Here is an 18,502-nt window from a genome sequence, read left to right as displayed (position 1 = left end):
GCGCGCAGTCCCGGCGCACCATCCCGGAATGACGGTCGCACGCGATGGGCAAGAACGTGATCCGACGCAAATCGCTCGAACCTCACGCGCCGGTGGAGACCGAGCACGAGGCGCGTGACGGCGGCGTGCAGTCCGTCGATCGCGCGCTGTCGATCCTCGAGACGCTGGCCGAGGACGACGAGGGCTATCGCCTGAGCGATCTCGCCGTCCGCACGGGCCTATCGCCCTCGACCGTACACCGCCTCCTGGCGACGCTTGAAAGCCGCCGCTTCGTGCAGTTCGACCGTGCCGAATCCAAATGGCACGTCGGCGTGCGCGGCTTTACCGTGGGCGCGAGTTTTGCACGACGGCGCAATTTCACCGCACAGGCGATTCCCTATCTCCGCAAGCTGCGCGATCTCACCCGCGAGACCGCCAATCTCGCGGTCGTCGACGACGAGTTCATCATCGTGCTGACCCGCATGGAGAGCCGCGAGATCATGCGCTCGTTGACCAAGGTCGGCGGCCGCGTCGCGATGGTGACCTCGGGCGTCGGCAAGGCGGTGCTCGCCACCTATTCGGACGAGGATGTCGGCGCCGTCATCCGTCACCACGGCATGCCAAGGCTCACGGAGAAATCCATCGTGCGGCCGAGCGACCTGTTCAGGCAGCTCGCGGCCATTCGTAAGCAGGGGTTTGCGGTCGATGATGAGGAAGCGCAGATGGGCCTGCGCTGCGTCGCTGCGGTGGTCTACAACGCGCTCGCCGAGCCGCTCGCCGCGATCTCCGTGTCCGGCATGACCAGCCGCATCACCGATGTGCGATTGCCGGAGGTGGGGCGCATGGTGCGCGAGGTGGCGGCGGAACTTACGGCGGCCCTGGGCGGCGTGACGCCGGAGCCGAAGGGGGCTAATGGAGCACGGCCCTGATCACGTAGACATACAGACCGAAGGTCGTGATTGAGGCACATGCCAGCGCGAACCCGCCCGCGACGGACAGCCTCTCGAGCTGAAACGTCTTGCTGTTGGACAAAGAGCGCTGGAGCGCGAACAGCAGGAACGGAATGCCGATCAGGAAGGATTGGAAATAGAGCGCCAGCCCGAGGCCAACAAGCACGCCGATCCAGCCCACGATCTGCGCAAAGCTGCGGCTCACCGAACCGATCAATGCGTTGAGGATCAAGCCGCCGTCGAGGGGATAGATCGGCAGCAGATTGGCGGCGTTGATGATCGCGAACATCTGCGCCGCTTCGAGGAGATCGGCTCCGCCATCGGCGCGATACATCGCGAACAGGCCGAGCGTCGGAATGAGGCTGAAGCCCGGCCCCATCAGGGCGATGAAGCCGAGCCGGCCCTCGCTGCGGTAGGCGGTCTTGGGAACGGCGGCGCCGCCGAAGAAGGGGATGAGGTAGATGCCACGGACCCCGACGCCCGCCATCAGCATCGCCGCGACGTGTCCCGCCTCATGGATGGCGACGACGATCGCCAGCATGAGGCCTTCTTTCCAGCCGAACAGATAGCAGAAGCTCAAGAGCGCGAGCAGCGACAGCACCAGGCCGTTATTGGCCAGGGCAGCGGCGCGACTGTGCGTGCCGGCCTGGGCCTCACACTGCTGCTTGATCAGAATGGCCATTCGCTGCAGCCCAATCGGATAGATGACGCGGTCGCGGAAGGAGCTCACCGTCATCTCGCTGAAAACGGTGAGCGATGTACCCTGCGCCGTTGCTTCGATGCGCATCCCCGATTTGACGTTGCGGCCGCCTTCAGGAGGCACGGAGAGCTCGTGCGCCACCGCTTGCGCGACAATGACGCCCTTGGCTTCGTCACGTACGAGCTCGCGCGAAACGCCCTGGGTCCGGGGCTGGCCGCTGACAAGGAGGCGCGTCAGCCAAAGACCGTCGCTGTCGGGGACGGGTTCGCGCGAGATTTCGAGCACGGGCGGGCCATCCAGCACCATGCGATCAGCGGTGCTGAACTGCCACACCGCATCGCGCGGCGCGTTGACGAGGACGTTGAATTCCAGATTCAGCCGGTTGCGCGCCCGCAGCGCGTCGACAAGACCCTGCAACGCATAAAAGGCGATCCGCAATATCTCGATGGGAAGGGCGAGGAGTCTCAGCATGGCCTGAGTTGGTCGCAGCTGTCAGGGGGAAGTTCATTTGAAGCTGTATCGGATCTGGGAAGGCGGAGGTACTGTGCTAAGCTTCCGCGGCCGTCGATGGGCCGTGGCGGTCGCGCACGCCGGTTGCAGGTCATGCCCAATGCGTAAGCAGAAGTGCCGTTTTAATTGAGTTGCCCCTGCCGTCCGAGGGCGCAACCATTGCCGGACGACCCCCTGCCAGCCGGGAGTTCCGATGACTAAACTCACCCGTTTCTCCGTCGCGCCGCTGCATGCGATGACGCGCCGTCTTGCCGATGTCGCATCCGCGCGCCTCGCGCCCGACCTCGTCATCACGGGCGCCCGGGTGCTTTCGACCTATTCGGAGCGGATCCATCCGGGACGGGAGGTCTGGATATCAGGCGGCCGCATCGCCGCGGTGAAGCCGTCAGGCACGGCGAAGAAGGCATGGAGAGACGTGCCGCTGTATGATGCCGCCGGCGGCATCATCGCGCCGGGGCTGGTCGATCCGCATATCCATATCGAATCCTCGATGGTGACGGCCTGCGCCTATGCGGAAGCCGCACTGCTCAACGGCACCACCACGATCTTCTGCGACAGCCACGAGATCGGCAACGTGATGGACGTCGCCGGCGTCGAGGCAATGCTGGAGGATGCCCGCGAGGCGCCGCTCTCGATCTTCCTGACGGTGCCTTCGACGGTGCCCGCGACCTCCGCGGAATTGGAGACCGCCGGCGGCGATCTTACGCCCGACAAGATCGCCGGGCTGTTCGACCGCTGGCCGGAAGCAGTGGCGCTCGGCGAGAAAATGGATTTCGTGCCTGTCACCATGGGCGACGAGCGCAGCCACGCCATCCTGGCCGCGGCCTTGAAGCGCGGGCGGCCGGTGTCCGGCCATGTCTACGGCCGCGAATTCGTCGCGGCCTACGCGGCATCAGGCGTCACCGATACCCATGAAGCGATCGACCGCGATATCGCCGACGATTTGCTCGACGCCGGCGTCTGGGTCTTCCTGCGCGGCGGCCCGCCAACGACACCGTGGCATTCGCTGCCGCAGGCGATCCGGACCATCACCGAACTCGGCGCCTCGCACAAGCGCACCGCGGTGTGCACGGACGATCGCGACGCCGATGACCTTCTGCTGTTTGGCCTCGATTGGGTGGTGCGCGAAGCCGTGAAGGCGGGGATGTCGCCGGAGCAGGCCTGGTCGATGGGCTCGCTGCACGGCGCAACGCGCTTCGGCATGGAAGGCGATATCGGCGGGCTCGGCGGCGGCCGCCGCGCCGACCTCGTGCTGATGGACGACCAGCTCAAGCCGCAATCGACCTGGTATGGCGGCGAGCTGATGGTCGAGAACCGCAAGATCACGTCGCGTCTCGATCGGGCGCTGTCTCAGCGCTATCAATATCCTGATGCGGCCTATGTCACCGTCAAGCTGCCGGAGACGATGAAGCTGACGCCGGAGCTGCCGGCGAAGGCCTGCACCGTCAATGCGATCAAGACCGCGTTGCCCGGCATCACGCTGATCCACGAGAAAGTCGCGATCGAGCCGGCGAAGGACTGGCCGGAATTGTTCGCGCGCTACGGCCTGTGCTTCGTTACCGTGGTCGAGCGCCACGGCAAGTCAGCCGGCAATATCGCCTATGGTCTTCTGAAGGATTTCGGCCTGAAGCGCGGAGCAGTCGCCTCCAGCGTCGGCCACGACAGCCACAACATCATCGTCGCCGGTACGAACGAAGCGGACATGCAGGTGGCGATCTCAGCGATCAAGGCGCAGCAAGGCGGCGTCTGCGTCGTCGCCGACGGCAGGGTGAGGGCGCTGGTGCCGCTGCCGATCGCGGGCCTGCTTTCCGACAAGCGCGTCACCGAGGTGGCTGAAGAAGTCAAGGCGCTGAAGAAGGAATGGACGGACGCCGGCTGCACCATTCCCTACATGGGCTTCAATTTGATTCCCCTATCGGTCATTCCGGAAATTCGCATCACCGACAAGGGTCTCGTGCTGGTGCCGCAGATGGAATTGGCGCCGTTGTTCGAGTGACCGCTTTCACCCGCATCTCAATCTAACCGATTGAAGCGGCCGCGATTTTTTTTGCGGCTGCCGCATCGTGGAAAATAAAATCGATCTCGTTGAGATCGGCGTCCATGCGCCCGATGATCTCGCTCGCTGACGCAATTTGAGCGAGGTCCGATATGGCGAAGATGCGAGCTGTCGATGCTGCCGTGCGTATCCTGGAGAAGGAAGGCATCTCGACTGCCTTCGGCGTTCCCGGCGCGGCGATCAATCCGCTCTATTCGGCGCTGAAGAAGCGCGGCTCGATCCGCCACATCCTGGCCCGCCATGTCGAGGGCGCCTCGCACATGGCCGAGGGCTATACAAGGGCGAAGGCCGGCAATATTGGCGTCTGCATCGGCACCTCGGGTCCAGCAGGCACGGACATGATCACCGGGCTCTATTCGGCGATCGCCGATTCCATTCCGATCCTCTGCATCACCGGCCAGGCCCCGCGCGCGCGACTCTACAAGGAGGATTTTCAGGCCGTCGACATCGAGTCGATCGCAAAGCCCGTGACCAAATGGGCGGTGACGGTGCGCGAGCCGGCGCTGGTGCCGCGCGTGTTCAGCCAGGCCTTTCACGTGATGCGTTCGGGCCGTCCGGGCCCGGTGTTGATCGACATGCCGCTCGACGTGCAGCTCGCCGAGATCGAGTTCGACGACGAGACCTACGAACCCTTGCCAGTCTACAAGCCGGCCGCGACGCGCAAGCAGGTCGAGAAGGCGTTGGACATGCTCAACGCGGCCGAGCGGCCGCTGATCGTGGCGGGCGGCGGCATCATCAATGCCGATGCCTCGGACCTGCTGGTCGAGTTTGCCGAGCTTGCCAACGTGCCCGTGGTGCCGACGCTGATGGGGTGGGGTGCGATCCCCGACGACCACGTGCTGATGGCCGGCATGGTGGGTCTGCAGACTAGCCACCGCTACGGCAATGCCACGCTGCTGGAATCCGATTTCGTGCTCGGCATCGGCAACCGCTGGGCCAACCGTCACACCGGCTCGGTCGAGACCTACACCAAGGGCCGCACCTTCGTGCATGTCGACATCGAACCGACCCAGATCGGGCGCGTGTTCAATCCTGATCTCGGCATCGTCTCGGACGCCAAGGCCGCGCTCGAACTCTTCGTGACCGTCGCCAGGGAATGGCGACGCTCCGGCAGGCTGCGCGAGCGCCAGGCGTGGCCGGCGTCCTGTCGCGATCGCAAAAAGACCATGCTGCGCAAGAGCCATTTCGACAACGTGCCGATCAAGCCGCAGCGCGTCTACGAGGAGATGAACAAAGCGTTCGGCCGCGACACCACCTACGTCACGGTGATCGGCCTGTCGCAGATCGCAGGCGCCCAGTTCCTCGGTGTCTACAAGCCGCGCAACTGGATCAATGCGGGGCAGGCGGGTCCGCTCGGCTGGACGCTGCCGGCAGCGCTCGGCGTGCGCGCGGCGTGTCCAGACCGCGACATCGTCGCGCTGTCGGGCGATTACGACTTCCAGTTCCTGATCGAGGAGCTCGCGGTCGGGGCCCAGTTCAATCTGCCCTACATCCACGTCGTCGTGAACAATTCCTATCTCGGCCTGATCCGTCAGGCGCAGCGCGGCTTCGAGATGGACTATCACGTCCAGCTCTCCTTCGAGAACATCAACGCGCCGGAGATCGGCGTCTATGGCGTCGACCATGTTGCGGTCGCTGAAGGCCTCGGCTGCAAGGCAATCCGCGTCACCCGCCCTGAGGATACGCAAGCCGCGTTCGCAACCGCACGCGAGTTGATGGCGAAACACCGCGTGCCCGTGGTGGTCGAGTTCATCCTCGAACGCGTCACCAACATCGCGATGGGCACGGAGATCGACAATATCGTCGAGTTCGAGGAGGTGCTGGATCTGCCGCTCGACGAGCTCGGAACCAAGCGCGTGCTACAGCCGGCGGAATAGGGGAGAGTAGCATGCCGAAATTCGCCGCCAACCTCACCATGCTCTTCAACGAGATACCGTTCCTCGATCGCTTCAGTGCTGCGAAAGCAGCCGGCTTTGCCGGGGTCGAATATCTCTTCCCCTATGATTTCGACAAGGCGCAGCTGCGCGAGCAGCTCGAGGCCCACGGGCTGACGCAGGTGCTGCACAATCTGCCCGCCGGCAACTGGGCCGCGGGCGAGCGCGGCATCGCGATCCTGCCCGATCGCACTGCCGAATTCCGCGACGGCGTGTTCCGCGCCATCGATTACGCCAAGGCGCTCGATTGCGAGCAGCTCAACTGCCTGGTCGGCATTGCGCCTGCCGACGCCGAACCGCGCGAACTGCAGGAGACGCTGGTGGGCAATTTGCGGTTCGCCGCCTCGACGCTGGCAAGGGAAAACATCAAGCTGCTCGTCGAGCCGATCAACACGCTCGACATTCCCGGCTTCTTTCTCAACGGCACCGAGCAGGCGGTGCAGCTGATCTCGGAAGTGCGGTCGAACAATCTGTTCATCCAGTACGACATCTATCACATGCAGATCATGGAGGGCGATCTTGCCCGCACCATGCAGGAATATCTACCTGAGATCGCCCATATCCAGCTCGCCGACAATCCGGGCCGTCACGAGCCCGGCACCGGCGAGATCAATTATCCCTTCCTGTTCCGCCATCTCGACGCGATTGGCTATCGCGGCTGGGTCGGCTGCGAATACAAGCCGCGCACCACGACGCTGGAAGGCCTCGCCTGGCACGCCGCGCAGACCTTTGAGACCTGAGAACCTAGCCACAGCGTCGGTGGGCTCCCTCTCCCGCTTGCGGGAGAGGGCTGGGGAGAGGGTATCTCCGCAATGGGAGTTTCGAGGAGACAATCCCAACGCGGACAGAACCCTCACCCGGCACTGCGTGCCGACCTCTCCCGCAAGCGGGAGAGGTGCACCAAGCTCGCGGCCGAAATTTCGCTAATCCAACTGAAAGAAAGTCAGACATGATCGACATCGGCTTCATCGGGCTCGGCACCATGGGACGGCCGATGGCCGGCCATCTCCTGGCCGCGGGCCACCGCGTTTTCCTGCATGACGTGGCGCCGGTCGCGCCGGAGCTGATCGCGGCTGGCGGTGTCGCCTGCAAATCGGCCAAGGAGGTCGCGGAGGAGGCCGATGCTGTCATCATCATGGTGCCTGACACGCCGCATGTCGAAGCCGTGCTGTTCGGCAAGGACGGTGTCGCGAGCGGCCTCTCCAAAGGCAAGATCGTGGTCGACATGAGCTCGATCTCGCCGCTGGCGACCAAGGAGTTCGCCAGGAAGATCGAGGCTCTGGGCGCAGACTATCTCGATGCGCCGGTGTCGGGCGGCGAGGTCGGCGCGAAAGCTGCGAGCCTTACCATCATGGTCGGTGGTCCCGAGCGGGCCTTTGGCACCATGAAGCCCGTCTTCGACAAGATGGGCAAGAACGTCACCCATGTCGGTGGCAACGGCGACGGCCAGACGACAAAGGTCGCCAATCAGATCATCGTCGCGCTGACCATCGAGGCGGTCAGCGAGGCGCTGCTGTTCGCTTCCAAGGCCGGCGCGAACCCGGCGCTGGTGCGCAAGGCGCTGATGGGTGGGTTTGCCTCGTCGCGGATTCTCGAGGTGCATGGCGAGCGCATGGTGAAGCGTAATTTCGATCCCGGCTTCCGCATCGAGCTGCACCAGAAGGATCTCAACCTCGCACTGGAAGGCGCACGTTCCCTCGGCCTGTCGTTACCGAGCACGGCGGTGGCGCAGCAATTGTTCTCGTCCTGCACGGCGCATGGCGGCAAGGGCTGGGATCATTCGGCGATGGTGCGGGCGCTGGAACTGATGGCAGGCCACGAGATCGCGGCCGGTTGAACTGTTACGCGGTAACACTCTTCCAGGGGGGAATGTGCGTATCAGCACGGGAACCGGAACATTGCTCCAGCTCCGCAGTTGATGGCGCACAACAATCACTGGAGACATCAGGACATGAGAACCCGTCTTGCGATTTCGTTGGCTGCTGCGTCGCTGCTGGCGTCGAGTGCAGCCTTTGCTCAGTCGACGACCGCCGAGGGCGCCGCGAATGGCGCGCGTGCGGGCGGCGATATCGGAGGCCCTGTTGGCGCAATGGTCGGCGGCACCGTCGGTGCAGCCGTCGGCGCCGGTTTGGAGATTCCGAATGCGATTCTGGGCGGCATCCCGCGCGACGACTCCGTCGTTGTGCATGAGCGCGTCGTGGTCGGCGAACCGCTGCCCGATACCGTGGTGCTGCGTCCGGTCCCGAACTACACCCAGTATCGCTATGCCGTCGTGAATGATCGCCGCGTCATCGTCGAGCCGCGTACGCGCCGCGTGATCAAGATCATCGACTGATCGGCGTCACTGGCTTTGAAGAAAAGGGCCCTGCGGAGCATCGCTGCGCAGGGCCTCAACTTGTCAGGGCCGAGCTTGCTCGAGACCGGGTCATGACCCAATCAATAACGGCCGCGCACGCGAAGCCGATGCAGGCAGTGCCGGCATCGACGAGAAAATCCTCCAGCCGCGCATGGCGTCCGGGCACCCAGAGCTGCATCAGTTCGAGCAGGCCAATCAGCACGATCGCGACGGCGGTCACCGACAGGCGGCGCCGCCGATAGGCGAGGCCGAAAGCCAGCCCGACCAGGAGGAAGGCAAGCCCATGCTCGCCGTCCTGGCCGAGATCGGAATGGGGACGCAGGCTTGGCGGCCCAAGCGTGGCAAAGGTTACGGCGGCGGCGAGCAACCAGGCAAAGGCGCGAAGCAGCCAGGCAAAAGCGCGAATAAGAATGGACATCCGTACCGCTTAGCACGGATCGGCAGAGGCCTGTGTCGGGATGCGGATCAGATCGCCATGTGGTTAATGCCGAAATGTCAAAGTGGCTCGCGCACGCCGAGACCCTGCATGAAGCGCTCGCGGATCTGCACGGGATCCCGGCGCGTGGTGCCGACCCCGGGCTTGTCGTCGATGCGGAGCGCAATCAGGCTCGGCGCGTCGGCCGACATGGCCTCGTCGACCAGCCGCTCGAAATCCTCCTCGTCCGCGGCCCAGGCGCTGTTGGCGAGCCCCGAACCCAGGGCGATCCCGACGAGATCGGCGACACCGGCAGCCGGCGTCGGCTGCGCGCCGGTGATCTGGTAGATGCCGTTGTCCATCACGATCATGGTCAGGTTCTTCGGCTTCAGCGCCGCGATGGTCGAGAGCGCGCCGAGCTGCATCAGGAGCGAGCCGTCGCCTTCCAGTGCGAAGACGCGGCGATCGGGCTGCGCCAGCGCCACGCCGAGCGCGATCGGGAAGGCGAGGCCCATGCTGCCCAGCATGTAGAAATTCTGCGGGCGATGGCCGGCGGCCCAGAGGTCGAAATTGGTGTTGCCGATGCCCCCGATCACAGCTTCCTCGTGCTTGAGCTTTGCGATCAGACGCGAGGTGACGTCGAAGCGGTTCATGACCTTGGTGTTGTGCGTGTTCATTTTAGGGTTCATTTGGCCGGCCTCACTTGTCAAAAACCTTGCCGCCCGTGAGCAGCGGGTTGAGGATCAACGCCACCGGAGCCTGCGTGGTGACGGCCTGCTTGATCGAGCGATCGGCAATGAATTCGAGTTCGTCGAGCCTGCCAATGGTGTGGTGCTCCAGTGCCAGCGAATCCAGCACCGGACGCATGGTGCGGCAGACCAGCGACTGGCCATAGTTGAATTCCCCGAGCGTGCCGCGCTCGGAGACGAACATGATCAGCGGGATCTGGTAGGGCACCGCGAGCGAGGCGAGCACATTGGCGAGCGTGGCAAAACCCGAAGTCTGCATCAGCACCGCGCCGCGCCGCCCGCCCATCCAGGCGCCCGAGACAATGCCGACGGCCTCCTCCTCGCGTGCGGTGGCAAAGGTGGTGAAGAAGGGATCGGCGTGGAGGTTCTTGATCAGCGGCGTCAGCACGCGGTCGGGCACGTAGGGGACCAGGCTGACCTCGTTCCGCTTCAGGGTTTGCAGGACGATGCCGTGCCAGCTTCTGTCGCCAGCGCCCTGTCCCGCCGGAGGCTGCTGCTCCGCAATTGCCATTGCGTTCTCCCTTCAGCCGCGCATGCTTGTTCTCTGTCCGTCGCGGCTATCCGTCGAACTTGACGGAGCAGGCGGGATTGTCAACATGTCCGGGCCGGCACCGTGATCTGCGCCAGACGGCCTGCCATGGCCGGCACCGCCATGTCATAAGCGGGATAATGAAAAATCAGGAGGGACGCCAGGAGTTGAGCGCGCGTCGCGCTGACCTAGCGGGTTCTCCATGAGAGCCGGAAGGGTCCTGATGTCGGTCAACAGCAAGCGTGTCTTCTACGTCAAATACTTGGCCAATCCGATCTATGTCGATATTCTCAAGGCGCGGCCCGACGTCCGGCTCGACCGCATCGAGAATGAGAGCCCCGAGGATTTCTACGCGCCGATCCTGAGTGCGGCGCATGTCTACCAGATCGGCGCCGCCCGCGACGAGCTGGCGCCGCATTTCCATGTCGATGCCGCCTTCCTGAAGCGAACGCCGAACCTGCTCTTGGTCTCCAGCAACGGCGCGGGCTTCGACCCTGTCGACGTCGAGGCCTGCACCGATGCGGGCGTGCTGGTCGTGAACCAATCCGGCGGCAATGCCCATTCGGTGGCCGAGCACGCGCTGGCGATGATGCTGACCTTGTCCAAGCGCATCATCCAGTCCGACCGCCGGCTCCGCCGCGAACCCAACGTCAATCGCAACGAGCTCGTCGGCAATGAGGTCGAGCACAAGACTGTCGGTATCATTGGCCTCGGCAATGTCGGCCGTCGTATCGCAGCGCTCTGCAACGGCCTGCTCGGCATGAAGGTGCTGGCTTACGACCCGTATCTCTCGAAAGAGGTGATGGCCGAGCGGGGCGGCGAGAAGGTCGAGCTCGACGAGCTCTTGCGCCGCGCCGATTTCGTCTCGATCTCGTGCCCGCTCAACAAGGGCAGCCGCAACATGATCAGCACCCGCGAGTTCGCGCTGATGCAGCCGCACGCTTATTTCATCACCACCGCGCGCGGCTTCATTCACGACGAGGACGCGCTGCTGCAGGCGCTGCGCGACAAGCGCATTGCCGGTGCTGGCCTCGACGTCTGGTCCAAGGAGCCGCCGCCGCCGGAGCACCCGCTGCTTCAGCTCGACAATGTGCTGGCGAGCCCGCACACCGCCGGCGTCACCGTCGAGGCGCGCCAGAACATGGGCCGGATCGCCGCCGAGCAGGTGCTGGAGACGCTCGACGGCAGGCGGCCGCCGCGCATCATCAACCCCGAGGTCTGGCCTGTTTATGCCGAGCGCTTCAAGCAGGCGTTCGGCGTGACGCCGGGATAGGGCGCGCGAGGTCCGATCACGCTCCGATGGTTGGTTACGAGGCCGAAAACGGAACCCGGCGGATTTTACCGATGCCGTGAATGAACGCGTATGACTTGTCCTGTAGATCAGGGGCATGAGCATATATTCGATCGCGACATCAGGACTTTCTGCGGCGAGCCTGCGTGTGAACGTGGCCGCGAGCAACATCGCCAATGTTCGCACGACCGGTGCGCTGCCCGCGTCAGCCGGAGCGGGCACGTCGGCTGGTGCGGCCGGTTCGAGCATTGCTCCGACCTTTCCCCCCGCCTACGTGCCGCTGCGGGTCGATCAGGTCTCCCAATCGAGCGGCTCGACGCCAGGCGGTACGGCTGCAACCGTCTCGACGGTCTCGCCGAGCTACGTTGCGCAATCGGACCCGAGTGCTCCCTTCGCGAACCAGGACGGGCTGGTCGCCGCGCCGAACGTCGATCTCGCCGACCAATTCGTTCAGCTGGCGACCGCGAAGTACAGCTTCATCGCCAATGCGAAGGTCATCCAGGCCTATTCCGAGACGGAAAAGTCGCTGCTCGACATAACCAGTTGAGCCCGGACTGCCGCCTGAATGGGCAACAGGAACCGCGATCGACCTTGATCCGCGTCAAAATCTCCTCGCCCGATCCGGCCTAAATGGGACTAGAGTGCTGCCGGCACAGCAGGAGGTCCCATGTCAACTTATGTCGTCAGGTTCATGAAGGACGTGCTTGGCGAGTACGGCCGTCAGTGCGAGGTCTGCCAGGGCACGCTCGAGATCGACGCGGCCGACGAGGACGAGGCGACGGAACGGGCGATCGCAAAATTCTGCGAGGATCAGGCGTTGCATCACTGGTCCCTGCATGCCGATCGCATCCACGTCAGACCGGCTGACTTTCCTTCGTGAAACTTATCGGCCCGGTGCGGCGACAGGCGGCGGCGCGGTGACGCCGGCGCCGAGCGAGCGCTGCACCATGGCGGTGTCCGACCAGCGGCCGTGGCGATAGGCCACGCCGCAGAGCAGGCCGACGCGCGAAAATCCAAATTTCTCGTGCAGCGCCAGCGAGGGCGCGTTGTCGGCATCGATGTAGCCGATCATCTGGCGAAAGCCGGCCGCGGCACAAGCGTCGATCAGCTCCTGCAGCAGCAGTCGTCCGACGCCGCGGCCGAGATGCTCGTGGTGGACATAGATCGAGTGCTTGGCCGTGTAGCGATAGGCCGGACGCTTGCGGAATAGCACGGCGTAGGCATAACCGACGACCTCGCTGCGCCAGGTCGCGACCAGATGCGGCAGGCGGGTCTGCTTCAAATTCTTGCGCCGGTCGCGCAAATCATCCGGCTCCGGCGCGCCGGTTCCCTCGACGTCCCGCGGCACGCCGTTACGAACATGATGGCGGTAAATCGCCATCATCGCCTCGATGTCGCTCTCGCGTGAGGTGCGGACCAGGACCGGCTCGTCGTCGGTGCGCGCGATTGCTGTTTCGTTCATCGGCATCTACTCGGCAACGACATAGGTATAGAGACCGATGCGGCCGCGGGAATCGACCTCCTTGTAGACGCCCTGGATTTCGACGTCGAAGCCCGGAAACGTGTTGAAACATGTTTCGAACATCTTGAGATAATCCACCATCGGCTTGGCCCGTTCCGTCAGCCGCTCGCCGGGGACGATGGTGGCGATGCCTGGCGGATAGACCACGAAGGGCGTGGTGGCGATGCGGCCGGCGATCGCCTCGATGGGCAGATAATCGACGTCGTTCTTGAACAGATAGCGCGCGGCATCGCGGGGCGACATCGCAATGTCAGGCATGTGTTCGGGCATGAATTGCCGCGCCTGGAGCGCGCTGACATCGGCGGCGCGGAAGAAGCGGTGCATCTCGTTGCAGAGATCGCGCAGTCGCACGCCGGCATAGCGCGCCTGCCGCCGCTGATAGAATTCCGGGATCGCGTCGGCCAGCAGCGCATTGTCGTCGTGCAGCTTCTTGAAGGCGACGAGGCCGGAGATCAGCGTGCCGGCCTTACTGGCCTCGACGCCGGGCGTAAGCAGGAAGAGCAGGGAGTTGAGGTCGTTCTTTTCAGGGACGATGCGGTTCTCGCGCAAATATTGCGCGACCACGGGGGCGGGGATGCCGTGCTCGGCATAGGCCCCGGTGGTGCGGTCGAAGCCGGGCGTGAGCAGGGTCAGCTTGTTCGGATCGGTCATGGCAAAGCCCTCTTCCATGCCGGGGAAGCCATGCCAGGGGCTGTCGGGGCCGAGCTGCCAGAGCGCCGGCGTGGTGGCGAGCTCGTCGGTCGACAGCGTTTCCCAGGCAACGTTATGCGCAGCGCCGGGGCGGCTGACATCGGGGATGGCGACGCGATCGGGAACGAACGGCTCGAAGAACCAGCGGCGGTCCGGATTCTGCTCCTTCTCCTCGAACTCCCGGCGCATCGCGCGGATCTTCTTGCGCAACTCGATGCCGAGGCGGATCGTATCGTCCCACAACACTTCGCCCGAGCGGCCCTTCATCATCTGCGCGCCGACGTCGAGGGATGCGAACAGCGGATAGAACGGCGAGGTCGAGGCGTGCTGCATGAAGCTCTCGTTGAAGCGGCGATGCTCGACGCGCCGCTTCTGGCCGCGGATATGACGATCCCTGATGTGGATCTGCGAGGCCTGCGAGAAGCTCGCGAGCTGCTTGTGGGTCGACTGCGTCGCGATGATGCCTGGCGCCTCCGGCGGCAGATTGGCGAGCCCCATGGCGAAGCGGCCGGCATAGAGCGGGTGGAACTTCATGAAGCCGGCCCAGGCCTCGTCGAACAGGATGTATTCGCAGAGATGGCCGATCCGCTTCAGGATCATTTCGGCATTGTGGATCGTGCCGTCATAGGTGCATTGCTCGACCACGGCGACACGGAACGGCCGCTCCTTCCGCCAGGCCTCCTTGTCCGTCACCAAAGGATGATTGCGGATCGCCTCGCGCAAGGCCTTCTCGTCGAGCACGTCCCAGCGCATCGGGCCAATGAGGCCCCAGGCGTTGCGGATGGTCGGGACGTAGACCGGGATGCCGCCGCCGATCATCAGCGCGCCGTGATGGGCGGCCTTGTGGTTGTTGCGGTCGAACAGCACGAGATCGCCGTCGGTGACCAGGGCGCCGAGCGCGACCTTGTTAGAGGTCGAGGTGCCGTTGAGCACGAAATAGGTCTTCTCCGCGCCGAAGATCGCCGCGGCCTCCTTCTGCGCTTTCAGCGCCGGCCCCTCATGGGTGAGGAGATCGCCGAGGTCGAGCACGGAATTGTCGAGGTCGTCGCGGAACACGGACTCGCCGAGGTGCTCGACGAAGACCCGGCCGATCGGGCTGCGGTTGTAGAACACTCCGCCATTGTGGCCCGGGCAGGTCCAGAGCTGGTTGCCTTCCTCGGCATAGTCGACCAGCGCGCCGAAGAACGGCGTCTTCAGCGTCTCGGCATATTGCTTGAGCCGGCTGATCAGATTCTTGGCGATGAAGGTCGGGGTCTCCTCGGACAGGAAGACGTAGCCGTCGATGAAGTCGAGCACCTCGACCGGCAAATCCTCGAAGCGCTTGCGCCGGATCAGGAGGATGATCGGGAAATCGAGGCCGCGGCGCCGCATCAGATTGATCAGGGCCGAGGTCTTGCCCTCGAACCCCTTCTTGCCCCAGTCCACCACCATGCAGCCGATCGCGGCATCGGTCTGCACCGCGATCTCGGCGTCCTCCAGCTTGCGGGCCCGGACCACCTCGAAGCCGGAGCGCTGGATCTCCTCGATGATTTGGTTGAAGCGCACGCCCTCGAGATCGTCGGCGTCGAACACAGGTGCGGCGAACAGGAAGTTGAAGCGCTTGAAATAATCCATGGGCAGGTCCCGAATGTGCAGAGACAGACACGTCTCTGCACATTCGATGACAGTTCGATGACAACGCCTCCTGAGCGGCGGAGCGATCAGCTTGCGCTGGCGATGACCATCCGTTTCCGGCCGAAATTCGCCACCGCTGCCTCCGCGACGCCGAAATTGTTGGCCAAGAGGTGCCGCGGCGCCTTTGCGAGCCAGTCGCCGAGGCTGCTTTCGTGGTAGGTGCCGCTGTCGAGCACGCCGACCATCTCGGCGTCGTCCTTGTCGATGTTCTGGATGGAGTGGCCACAATTGGCGGGGATGTAGGCGCATTCTCCCGCCGTGAGCTCCGCGACCGCGACCCGCTTGTCGAACGCGAACAGGGTGACGCGCGTGCGTCCTTTCAGCACGTATTGCCATTCATTAGCGTTGGTGTGCCAATGCGGCTCGTGCATCGCGCCGGGCCTGAGCTTGAGTACCGTCCCGGTCATGGAGCTCGAAACCGGAAACTCCTTGGCGGAGGCGACGTAAAGCTGTCCGCCCGCCGTGCTCACGCGCGGCTTCTGCGCCATCAGCGGGAAACGGTGGGTGCGGTCGCGGTCCAGCGCGCGGGCGACTTTTGCCTGCGGACCGTCGAGTGCCAGCACCTCGCCCTGCATGATGTAGGTCTCGGCCTTCGGGTTCGGACTGAAGGTCTCCGCGGACACCCCGAGCGCCTGTGACAAGGTCGGCGCATCGTAACGGCTCATCCAGTCGCTGATGCCGAACGTGCCGTGCTCGGAATAGAGGCCGTCATCGAAGGCGAGGATGGCGTGGCAGGGGGAGGGGCCCAGCGTCTGGATGGCGTGGCTGTGGCCTCTGGGGAAGAACCAGAGATCGCCGGGTGCGAGGTTGACGACTTCGAGCTGGCCCTCGGGATCGACCACCGTCACCTGGCAATGGCCGTCGACGACATAGGCCCATTCGGCCGAATTATGCCAATGCATCTCGCGAGCGCCGCCGGCGTTCACGAACAGATGCGCGCCGGCAATTCCGGTCGCGAGCGGAAGAATGCGCGTGGTGACCTCGCGCGCCCAGCCCCCGGAGGTGGCCTTGATCGGTCCCTTGTCGAGCGATGCGGTGAACACCACCGGGTCGCCCGACTTGCGCGGGATTGTCTTCAGGAACTCGGACGCGGGAGCCACGTCGTAGCCGGCGGCATGTCCGTCGGGCGCTGCGAGTGCGGATCTGGCGGCGCCAAGCACGCCGGCACCGAATGCAACGGATTGAATGAAAAGACGGCGGCTAGATTTGAACATCGAAAGACCCTCAAGAGCCAGAAGATTGGGCAAAATGGTTGCGTGACATGGGGCGCGGTGGCTTCGCGCCCTATCAATTGGGTCTGATGATCGGGTCTGTTGGGCCTCAACCGTATGGTTGAAGCCACAATTCAACTTTCTTTGATCGCGGGAGGAGGTGGCTGGCAAAGCGATGCGCTTGGCGCGCGGCCCAGTCGGGTCTGGCTACCGCCGCGTCTCGCCGAACACCACGGTCGGCACCGCGCGGTTGACGACCTCGCGGAGCGCGAAGCTCGATTGCACGCGTGCGACGCGCGGCAGACGCGACAATTCGGTGCGGTGGATGCGCTCGAAATCCTGGATGTCGCGGGCCAGCACGATCAGGATGTAGTCGTCGGTGCCCGACATCAGGAAGCAGCGCACGACGGACGGGCATTTCACCACCTCTGCCTCGAACGCCTTCAGCGCCTCGTCGCTCTGGCTCTCCAGCGCGATGCGCACCAGCACCGTCGTGGTGAGGCCGAACTGCGCGAGGTCGAGCGCGGCTTGGTAGGCCTGGATGTAGCCGTCATCCTCGAGTGCCTTCTGCCGACGCGCCAGCGCCGTGCTCGACAACCCGACCTTGTTGGCGAGCTCGGTGTGGCTGGCGCGCGCATTGGTGGTGAGTTCCGCGAGAATCGCCAGATCTTTGCGGTCGAGGGCCAAGGTTTTGTTTCCAGCGTGAAAGGGCGTTTGCGCGCCGGAAACCGGCGCAAGTTCCGAGAAACTAGCTGATATTTGCACGAAACCAAACCGGCTGCGTCGCTACCATCACGGCGTGAATCAAGAGGAGCCCAGGATGCGTGTCGGTGTGCCCAAGGAGATCAAGGTGCAGGAATATCGCGTCGGGCTCACCCCGGGCGCCGTCCGCGAATATGTCGCAGCCGGGCACCAAGTGACGATCGAGACCGGGGCGGGCAGCGGCATCGGCGCCTCCGACGAGGTCTACCAGCGGGCAGGGGCCTCCATTGCCGCCAGCGCGCGCGACGTCTTCGCCAGATCCGACATGATCGTGAAGGTGAAGGAGCCGCAGGCGAGCGAGTGGGCCCAGCTCCGCGAAAGCCAGATCCTGTTTACTTACCTGCATCTCGCGCCGGATCCCGAACAGGCCAACGGTCTGCTGGCCTCCGGTTGCACTGCGATCGCCTATGAAACCGTCACCGACGCGGCTGGCCACCTCCCCCTGCTCGCGCCGATGAGCGAAGTCGCCGGCCGCCTCGCCATCGAGGCCGCCGGCGCCGCGCTCAAGCGATCGGCTGGCGGTCGCGGCGTGTTGCTCGGCGGCGTGCCCGGCCTGCAGCCGGCGCGCGTCGTCGTTCTTGGCGGCGGTGTCGTGGGGACGCAGGCCGCGCGCATGGCCGCTGGCCTTGGCGCTGAGGTCACGGTGATCGATCGCTCGCTTCCGCGCCTGCGCGAACTGGACGATCTTTTCGCCGGACGTGTGCGTACGCGCTTCTCGACGATCGAGTCGGTCGAGGACGAGGTGTTCGCCGCCGACGTCGTCATCGGCGCCGTGCTGGTGCCGGGCGCCAGCGCGCCGAAGCTGGTCACGCGCGCGATGCTCAAATCGATGCGGCCGGGCGCGGTGCTGGTCGACGTCGCGATCGACCAGGGCGGCTGCTTCGAGACCTCGCATGCGACGACGCACACGGAGCCGACCTACGAGGTCGACGGGGTCGTGCATTATTGCGTCGCCAACATGCCGGGCGCGGTGCCGGTGACCTCGAGCCAGGCACTGAACAATGCGACGCTGCCGTTCGGCCTGATGCTCGCGGGCAAGGGCTTTGCCGCGGTGCTGGAAAATCCGCACCTGCGCAACGGCTTGAACGTGCATCGCGGCCGCATCACCAACAAGGCGGTGGCCGAGAGTCTCGGGATGGAGTTCGCGCCTGTTGGGAGTGGGCTGGCGGCGTAG

General features: G+C 64.6%; 18 protein-coding genes. 10 read left to right on the top strand and 8 right to left on the bottom strand.

Annotated elements, in window-relative coordinates:
• Nucleotides 1–44 precede the first annotated feature (44 nt).
• Nucleotides 45–908 carry an IclR family transcriptional regulator gene (locus G8O24_RS11245; protein WP_188099152.1) on the top strand — a complete coding sequence of 288 codons (864 nt, stop codon included), beginning with the start codon at nucleotides 45–47 and terminating at the stop codon, nucleotides 906–908.
• On the opposite strand, the gene G8O24_RS11240 is transcribed toward G8O24_RS11245, so the two are convergent.
• Nucleotides 889–2,100, bottom strand: coding sequence for a metalloprotease (locus tag G8O24_RS11240; RefSeq protein WP_188099150.1), 1,212 nt, complete (start codon nucleotides 2,098–2,100; stop codon nucleotides 889–891). The two genes, G8O24_RS11245 and G8O24_RS11240, sit on opposite strands and share 20 nt — an antisense overlap.
• Before the next feature lie 232 nt (nucleotides 2,101–2,332).
• Between G8O24_RS11240 and G8O24_RS11235 the strand changes: the two genes are divergently transcribed.
• The 5 genes from G8O24_RS11235 (at nucleotide 2,333) to G8O24_RS11215 (ending at nucleotide 8,464) form a co-directional block, all read left to right on the top strand.
• Nucleotides 2,333–4,135: an adenine deaminase C-terminal domain-containing protein gene (locus G8O24_RS11235; protein ID WP_188099148.1), complete on the top strand. Its 1,803-nt coding sequence runs from the start codon at nucleotides 2,333–2,335 to the stop codon at nucleotides 4,133–4,135.
• A 152-nt stretch (nucleotides 4,136–4,287) separates the two neighbouring features.
• The gene (gene gcl / locus G8O24_RS11230; protein ID WP_188099146.1) at nucleotides 4,288–6,072 is read left to right on the top strand and encodes a glyoxylate carboligase; all 1,785 of its coding nucleotides are present in this window, start codon (nucleotides 4,288–4,290) and stop codon (nucleotides 6,070–6,072) included.
• 11 nt (nucleotides 6,073–6,083) lie between these two features.
• Nucleotides 6,084–6,869 carry a hydroxypyruvate isomerase gene (hyi, locus tag G8O24_RS11225; protein ID WP_188099144.1) on the top strand — a complete coding sequence of 262 codons (786 nt, stop codon included), beginning with the start codon at nucleotides 6,084–6,086 and terminating at the stop codon, nucleotides 6,867–6,869.
• Nucleotides 6,870–7,078: 209 nt separating this feature from the next.
• A complete protein-coding gene (locus G8O24_RS11220) occupies nucleotides 7,079–7,966 on the top strand; it encodes a 2-hydroxy-3-oxopropionate reductase (RefSeq protein WP_188099142.1) in 888 nt (295 codons plus the stop codon).
• Between the two features lie 114 nt (nucleotides 7,967–8,080).
• Nucleotides 8,081–8,464, top strand: coding sequence for a DUF1236 domain-containing protein (locus G8O24_RS11215; RefSeq protein WP_188099140.1), 384 nt, complete (start codon nucleotides 8,081–8,083; stop codon nucleotides 8,462–8,464).
• Between the two features lie 55 nt (nucleotides 8,465–8,519).
• On the opposite strand, the gene G8O24_RS11210 is transcribed toward G8O24_RS11215, so the two are convergent.
• From G8O24_RS11210 to G8O24_RS11200, 3 genes are all read right to left on the bottom strand, one after another.
• Nucleotides 8,520–8,903 (bottom strand): VanZ family protein, encoded by a 384-nt coding sequence (locus G8O24_RS11210; RefSeq protein ID WP_188099138.1) that lies wholly within the window; start codon nucleotides 8,901–8,903, stop codon nucleotides 8,520–8,522.
• Between the two features lie 77 nt (nucleotides 8,904–8,980).
• Complete coding sequence (locus G8O24_RS11205; protein WP_188099136.1) at nucleotides 8,981–9,577, bottom strand: thiamine pyrophosphate-dependent enzyme; 597 nt, start codon at nucleotides 9,575–9,577, stop codon at nucleotides 8,981–8,983.
• Between the two features lie 22 nt (nucleotides 9,578–9,599).
• Entirely contained in the window at nucleotides 9,600–10,160 is a 561-nt protein-coding gene (locus tag G8O24_RS11200; protein ID WP_188099135.1) for a thiamine pyrophosphate-binding protein, read from the bottom strand.
• 241 nt (nucleotides 10,161–10,401) lie between these two features.
• On the opposite strand from G8O24_RS11200, the gene G8O24_RS11195 reads away from it, so the two are divergent.
• The 3 genes from G8O24_RS11195 (at nucleotide 10,402) to G8O24_RS11185 (ending at nucleotide 12,349) form a co-directional block, all read left to right on the top strand.
• The gene (locus G8O24_RS11195; RefSeq protein WP_188099133.1) at nucleotides 10,402–11,451 is read left to right on the top strand and encodes a hydroxyacid dehydrogenase; all 1,050 of its coding nucleotides are present in this window, start codon (nucleotides 10,402–10,404) and stop codon (nucleotides 11,449–11,451) included.
• 115 nt (nucleotides 11,452–11,566) lie between these two features.
• Entirely contained in the window at nucleotides 11,567–12,016 is a 450-nt protein-coding gene (locus G8O24_RS11190) for a flagellar basal body rod protein FlgC (RefSeq protein WP_188099130.1), read from the top strand.
• Nucleotides 12,017–12,136: 120 nt separating this feature from the next.
• The gene (locus tag G8O24_RS11185; protein WP_188099128.1) at nucleotides 12,137–12,349 is read left to right on the top strand and encodes a hypothetical protein; all 213 of its coding nucleotides are present in this window, start codon (nucleotides 12,137–12,139) and stop codon (nucleotides 12,347–12,349) included.
• 3 nt (nucleotides 12,350–12,352) lie between these two features.
• Here G8O24_RS11185 and G8O24_RS11180 read toward each other — a convergent pair whose 3' ends face one another.
• The 4 genes from G8O24_RS11180 to G8O24_RS11165 form a co-directional block, all read right to left on the bottom strand.
• A complete protein-coding gene (locus G8O24_RS11180; protein ID WP_188099127.1) occupies nucleotides 12,353–12,931 on the bottom strand; it encodes a GNAT family N-acetyltransferase in 579 nt (192 codons plus the stop codon).
• 6 nt (nucleotides 12,932–12,937) lie between these two features.
• Entirely contained in the window at nucleotides 12,938–15,295 is a 2,358-nt protein-coding gene (locus G8O24_RS11175; protein ID WP_188099125.1) for an Orn/Lys/Arg family decarboxylase, read from the bottom strand.
• Between the two features lie 86 nt (nucleotides 15,296–15,381).
• Nucleotides 15,382–16,569 (bottom strand): cupin domain-containing protein, encoded by a 1,188-nt coding sequence (locus G8O24_RS11170; RefSeq protein ID WP_188099123.1) that lies wholly within the window; start codon nucleotides 16,567–16,569, stop codon nucleotides 15,382–15,384.
• A 204-nt stretch (nucleotides 16,570–16,773) separates the two neighbouring features.
• On the bottom strand, nucleotides 16,774–17,253 hold the full coding sequence (locus tag G8O24_RS11165; RefSeq protein WP_188099121.1) for an Lrp/AsnC family transcriptional regulator: 480 nt from the start codon (nucleotides 17,251–17,253) through the stop codon (nucleotides 16,774–16,776).
• Nucleotides 17,254–17,386: 133 nt separating this feature from the next.
• On the opposite strand from G8O24_RS11165, the gene ald reads away from it, so the two are divergent.
• Nucleotides 17,387–18,502 carry an alanine dehydrogenase gene (gene ald / locus G8O24_RS11160; protein WP_188099119.1) on the top strand — a complete coding sequence of 372 codons (1,116 nt, stop codon included), beginning with the start codon at nucleotides 17,387–17,389 and terminating at the stop codon, nucleotides 18,500–18,502.

Origin of the sequence: Bradyrhizobium campsiandrae, from assembly GCF_014529705.1 — a bacterium.
Taxonomy (GTDB): domain Bacteria; phylum Pseudomonadota; class Alphaproteobacteria; order Rhizobiales; family Xanthobacteraceae; genus Bradyrhizobium; species Bradyrhizobium campsiandrae.
Note: the sequence above shows the minus strand (reverse complement) of the source record. Positions and strands in the feature narration are given on the sequence as shown.

Excerpts from the sequence above, each read along its gene's own strand:
- G8O24_RS11205 (WP_188099136.1), bottom strand. The coding sequence starts at position 9,577 with ATGAACACGCACAACACCAAGGTCATGAACCGCTTCGACGTCACCTCG.
- ald (WP_188099119.1), top strand. The coding sequence starts at position 17,387 with ATGCGTGTCGGTGTGCCCAAGGAGATCAAGGTGCAGGAATATCGCGTC.
- G8O24_RS11200 (WP_188099135.1), bottom strand. The coding sequence starts at position 10,160 with ATGGCAATTGCGGAGCAGCAGCCTCCGGCGGGACAGGGCGCTGGCGAC.
- G8O24_RS11210 (WP_188099138.1), bottom strand. The coding sequence starts at position 8,903 with ATGTCCATTCTTATTCGCGCTTTTGCCTGGCTGCTTCGCGCCTTTGCC.
- G8O24_RS11220 (WP_188099142.1), top strand. The coding sequence starts at position 7,079 with ATGATCGACATCGGCTTCATCGGGCTCGGCACCATGGGACGGCCGATG.
- gcl (WP_188099146.1), top strand. The coding sequence starts at position 4,288 with ATGGCGAAGATGCGAGCTGTCGATGCTGCCGTGCGTATCCTGGAGAAG.
- G8O24_RS11240 (WP_188099150.1), bottom strand. The coding sequence starts at position 2,100 with ATGCTGAGACTCCTCGCCCTTCCCATCGAGATATTGCGGATCGCCTTT.
- G8O24_RS11180 (WP_188099127.1), bottom strand. The coding sequence starts at position 12,931 with ATGAACGAAACAGCAATCGCGCGCACCGACGACGAGCCGGTCCTGGTC.
- G8O24_RS11190 (WP_188099130.1), top strand. The coding sequence starts at position 11,567 with ATGAGCATATATTCGATCGCGACATCAGGACTTTCTGCGGCGAGCCTG.
- G8O24_RS11215 (WP_188099140.1), top strand. The coding sequence starts at position 8,081 with ATGAGAACCCGTCTTGCGATTTCGTTGGCTGCTGCGTCGCTGCTGGCG.
- G8O24_RS11175 (WP_188099125.1), bottom strand. The coding sequence starts at position 15,295 with ATGGATTATTTCAAGCGCTTCAACTTCCTGTTCGCCGCACCTGTGTTC.
- G8O24_RS11235 (WP_188099148.1), top strand. The coding sequence starts at position 2,333 with ATGACTAAACTCACCCGTTTCTCCGTCGCGCCGCTGCATGCGATGACG.
- G8O24_RS11185 (WP_188099128.1), top strand. The coding sequence starts at position 12,137 with ATGTCAACTTATGTCGTCAGGTTCATGAAGGACGTGCTTGGCGAGTAC.
- G8O24_RS11195 (WP_188099133.1), top strand. The coding sequence starts at position 10,402 with ATGTCGGTCAACAGCAAGCGTGTCTTCTACGTCAAATACTTGGCCAAT.
- G8O24_RS11170 (WP_188099123.1), bottom strand. The coding sequence starts at position 16,569 with ATGTTCAAATCTAGCCGCCGTCTTTTCATTCAATCCGTTGCATTCGGT.
- hyi (WP_188099144.1), top strand. The coding sequence starts at position 6,084 with ATGCCGAAATTCGCCGCCAACCTCACCATGCTCTTCAACGAGATACCG.
- G8O24_RS11245 (WP_188099152.1), top strand. The coding sequence starts at position 45 with ATGGGCAAGAACGTGATCCGACGCAAATCGCTCGAACCTCACGCGCCG.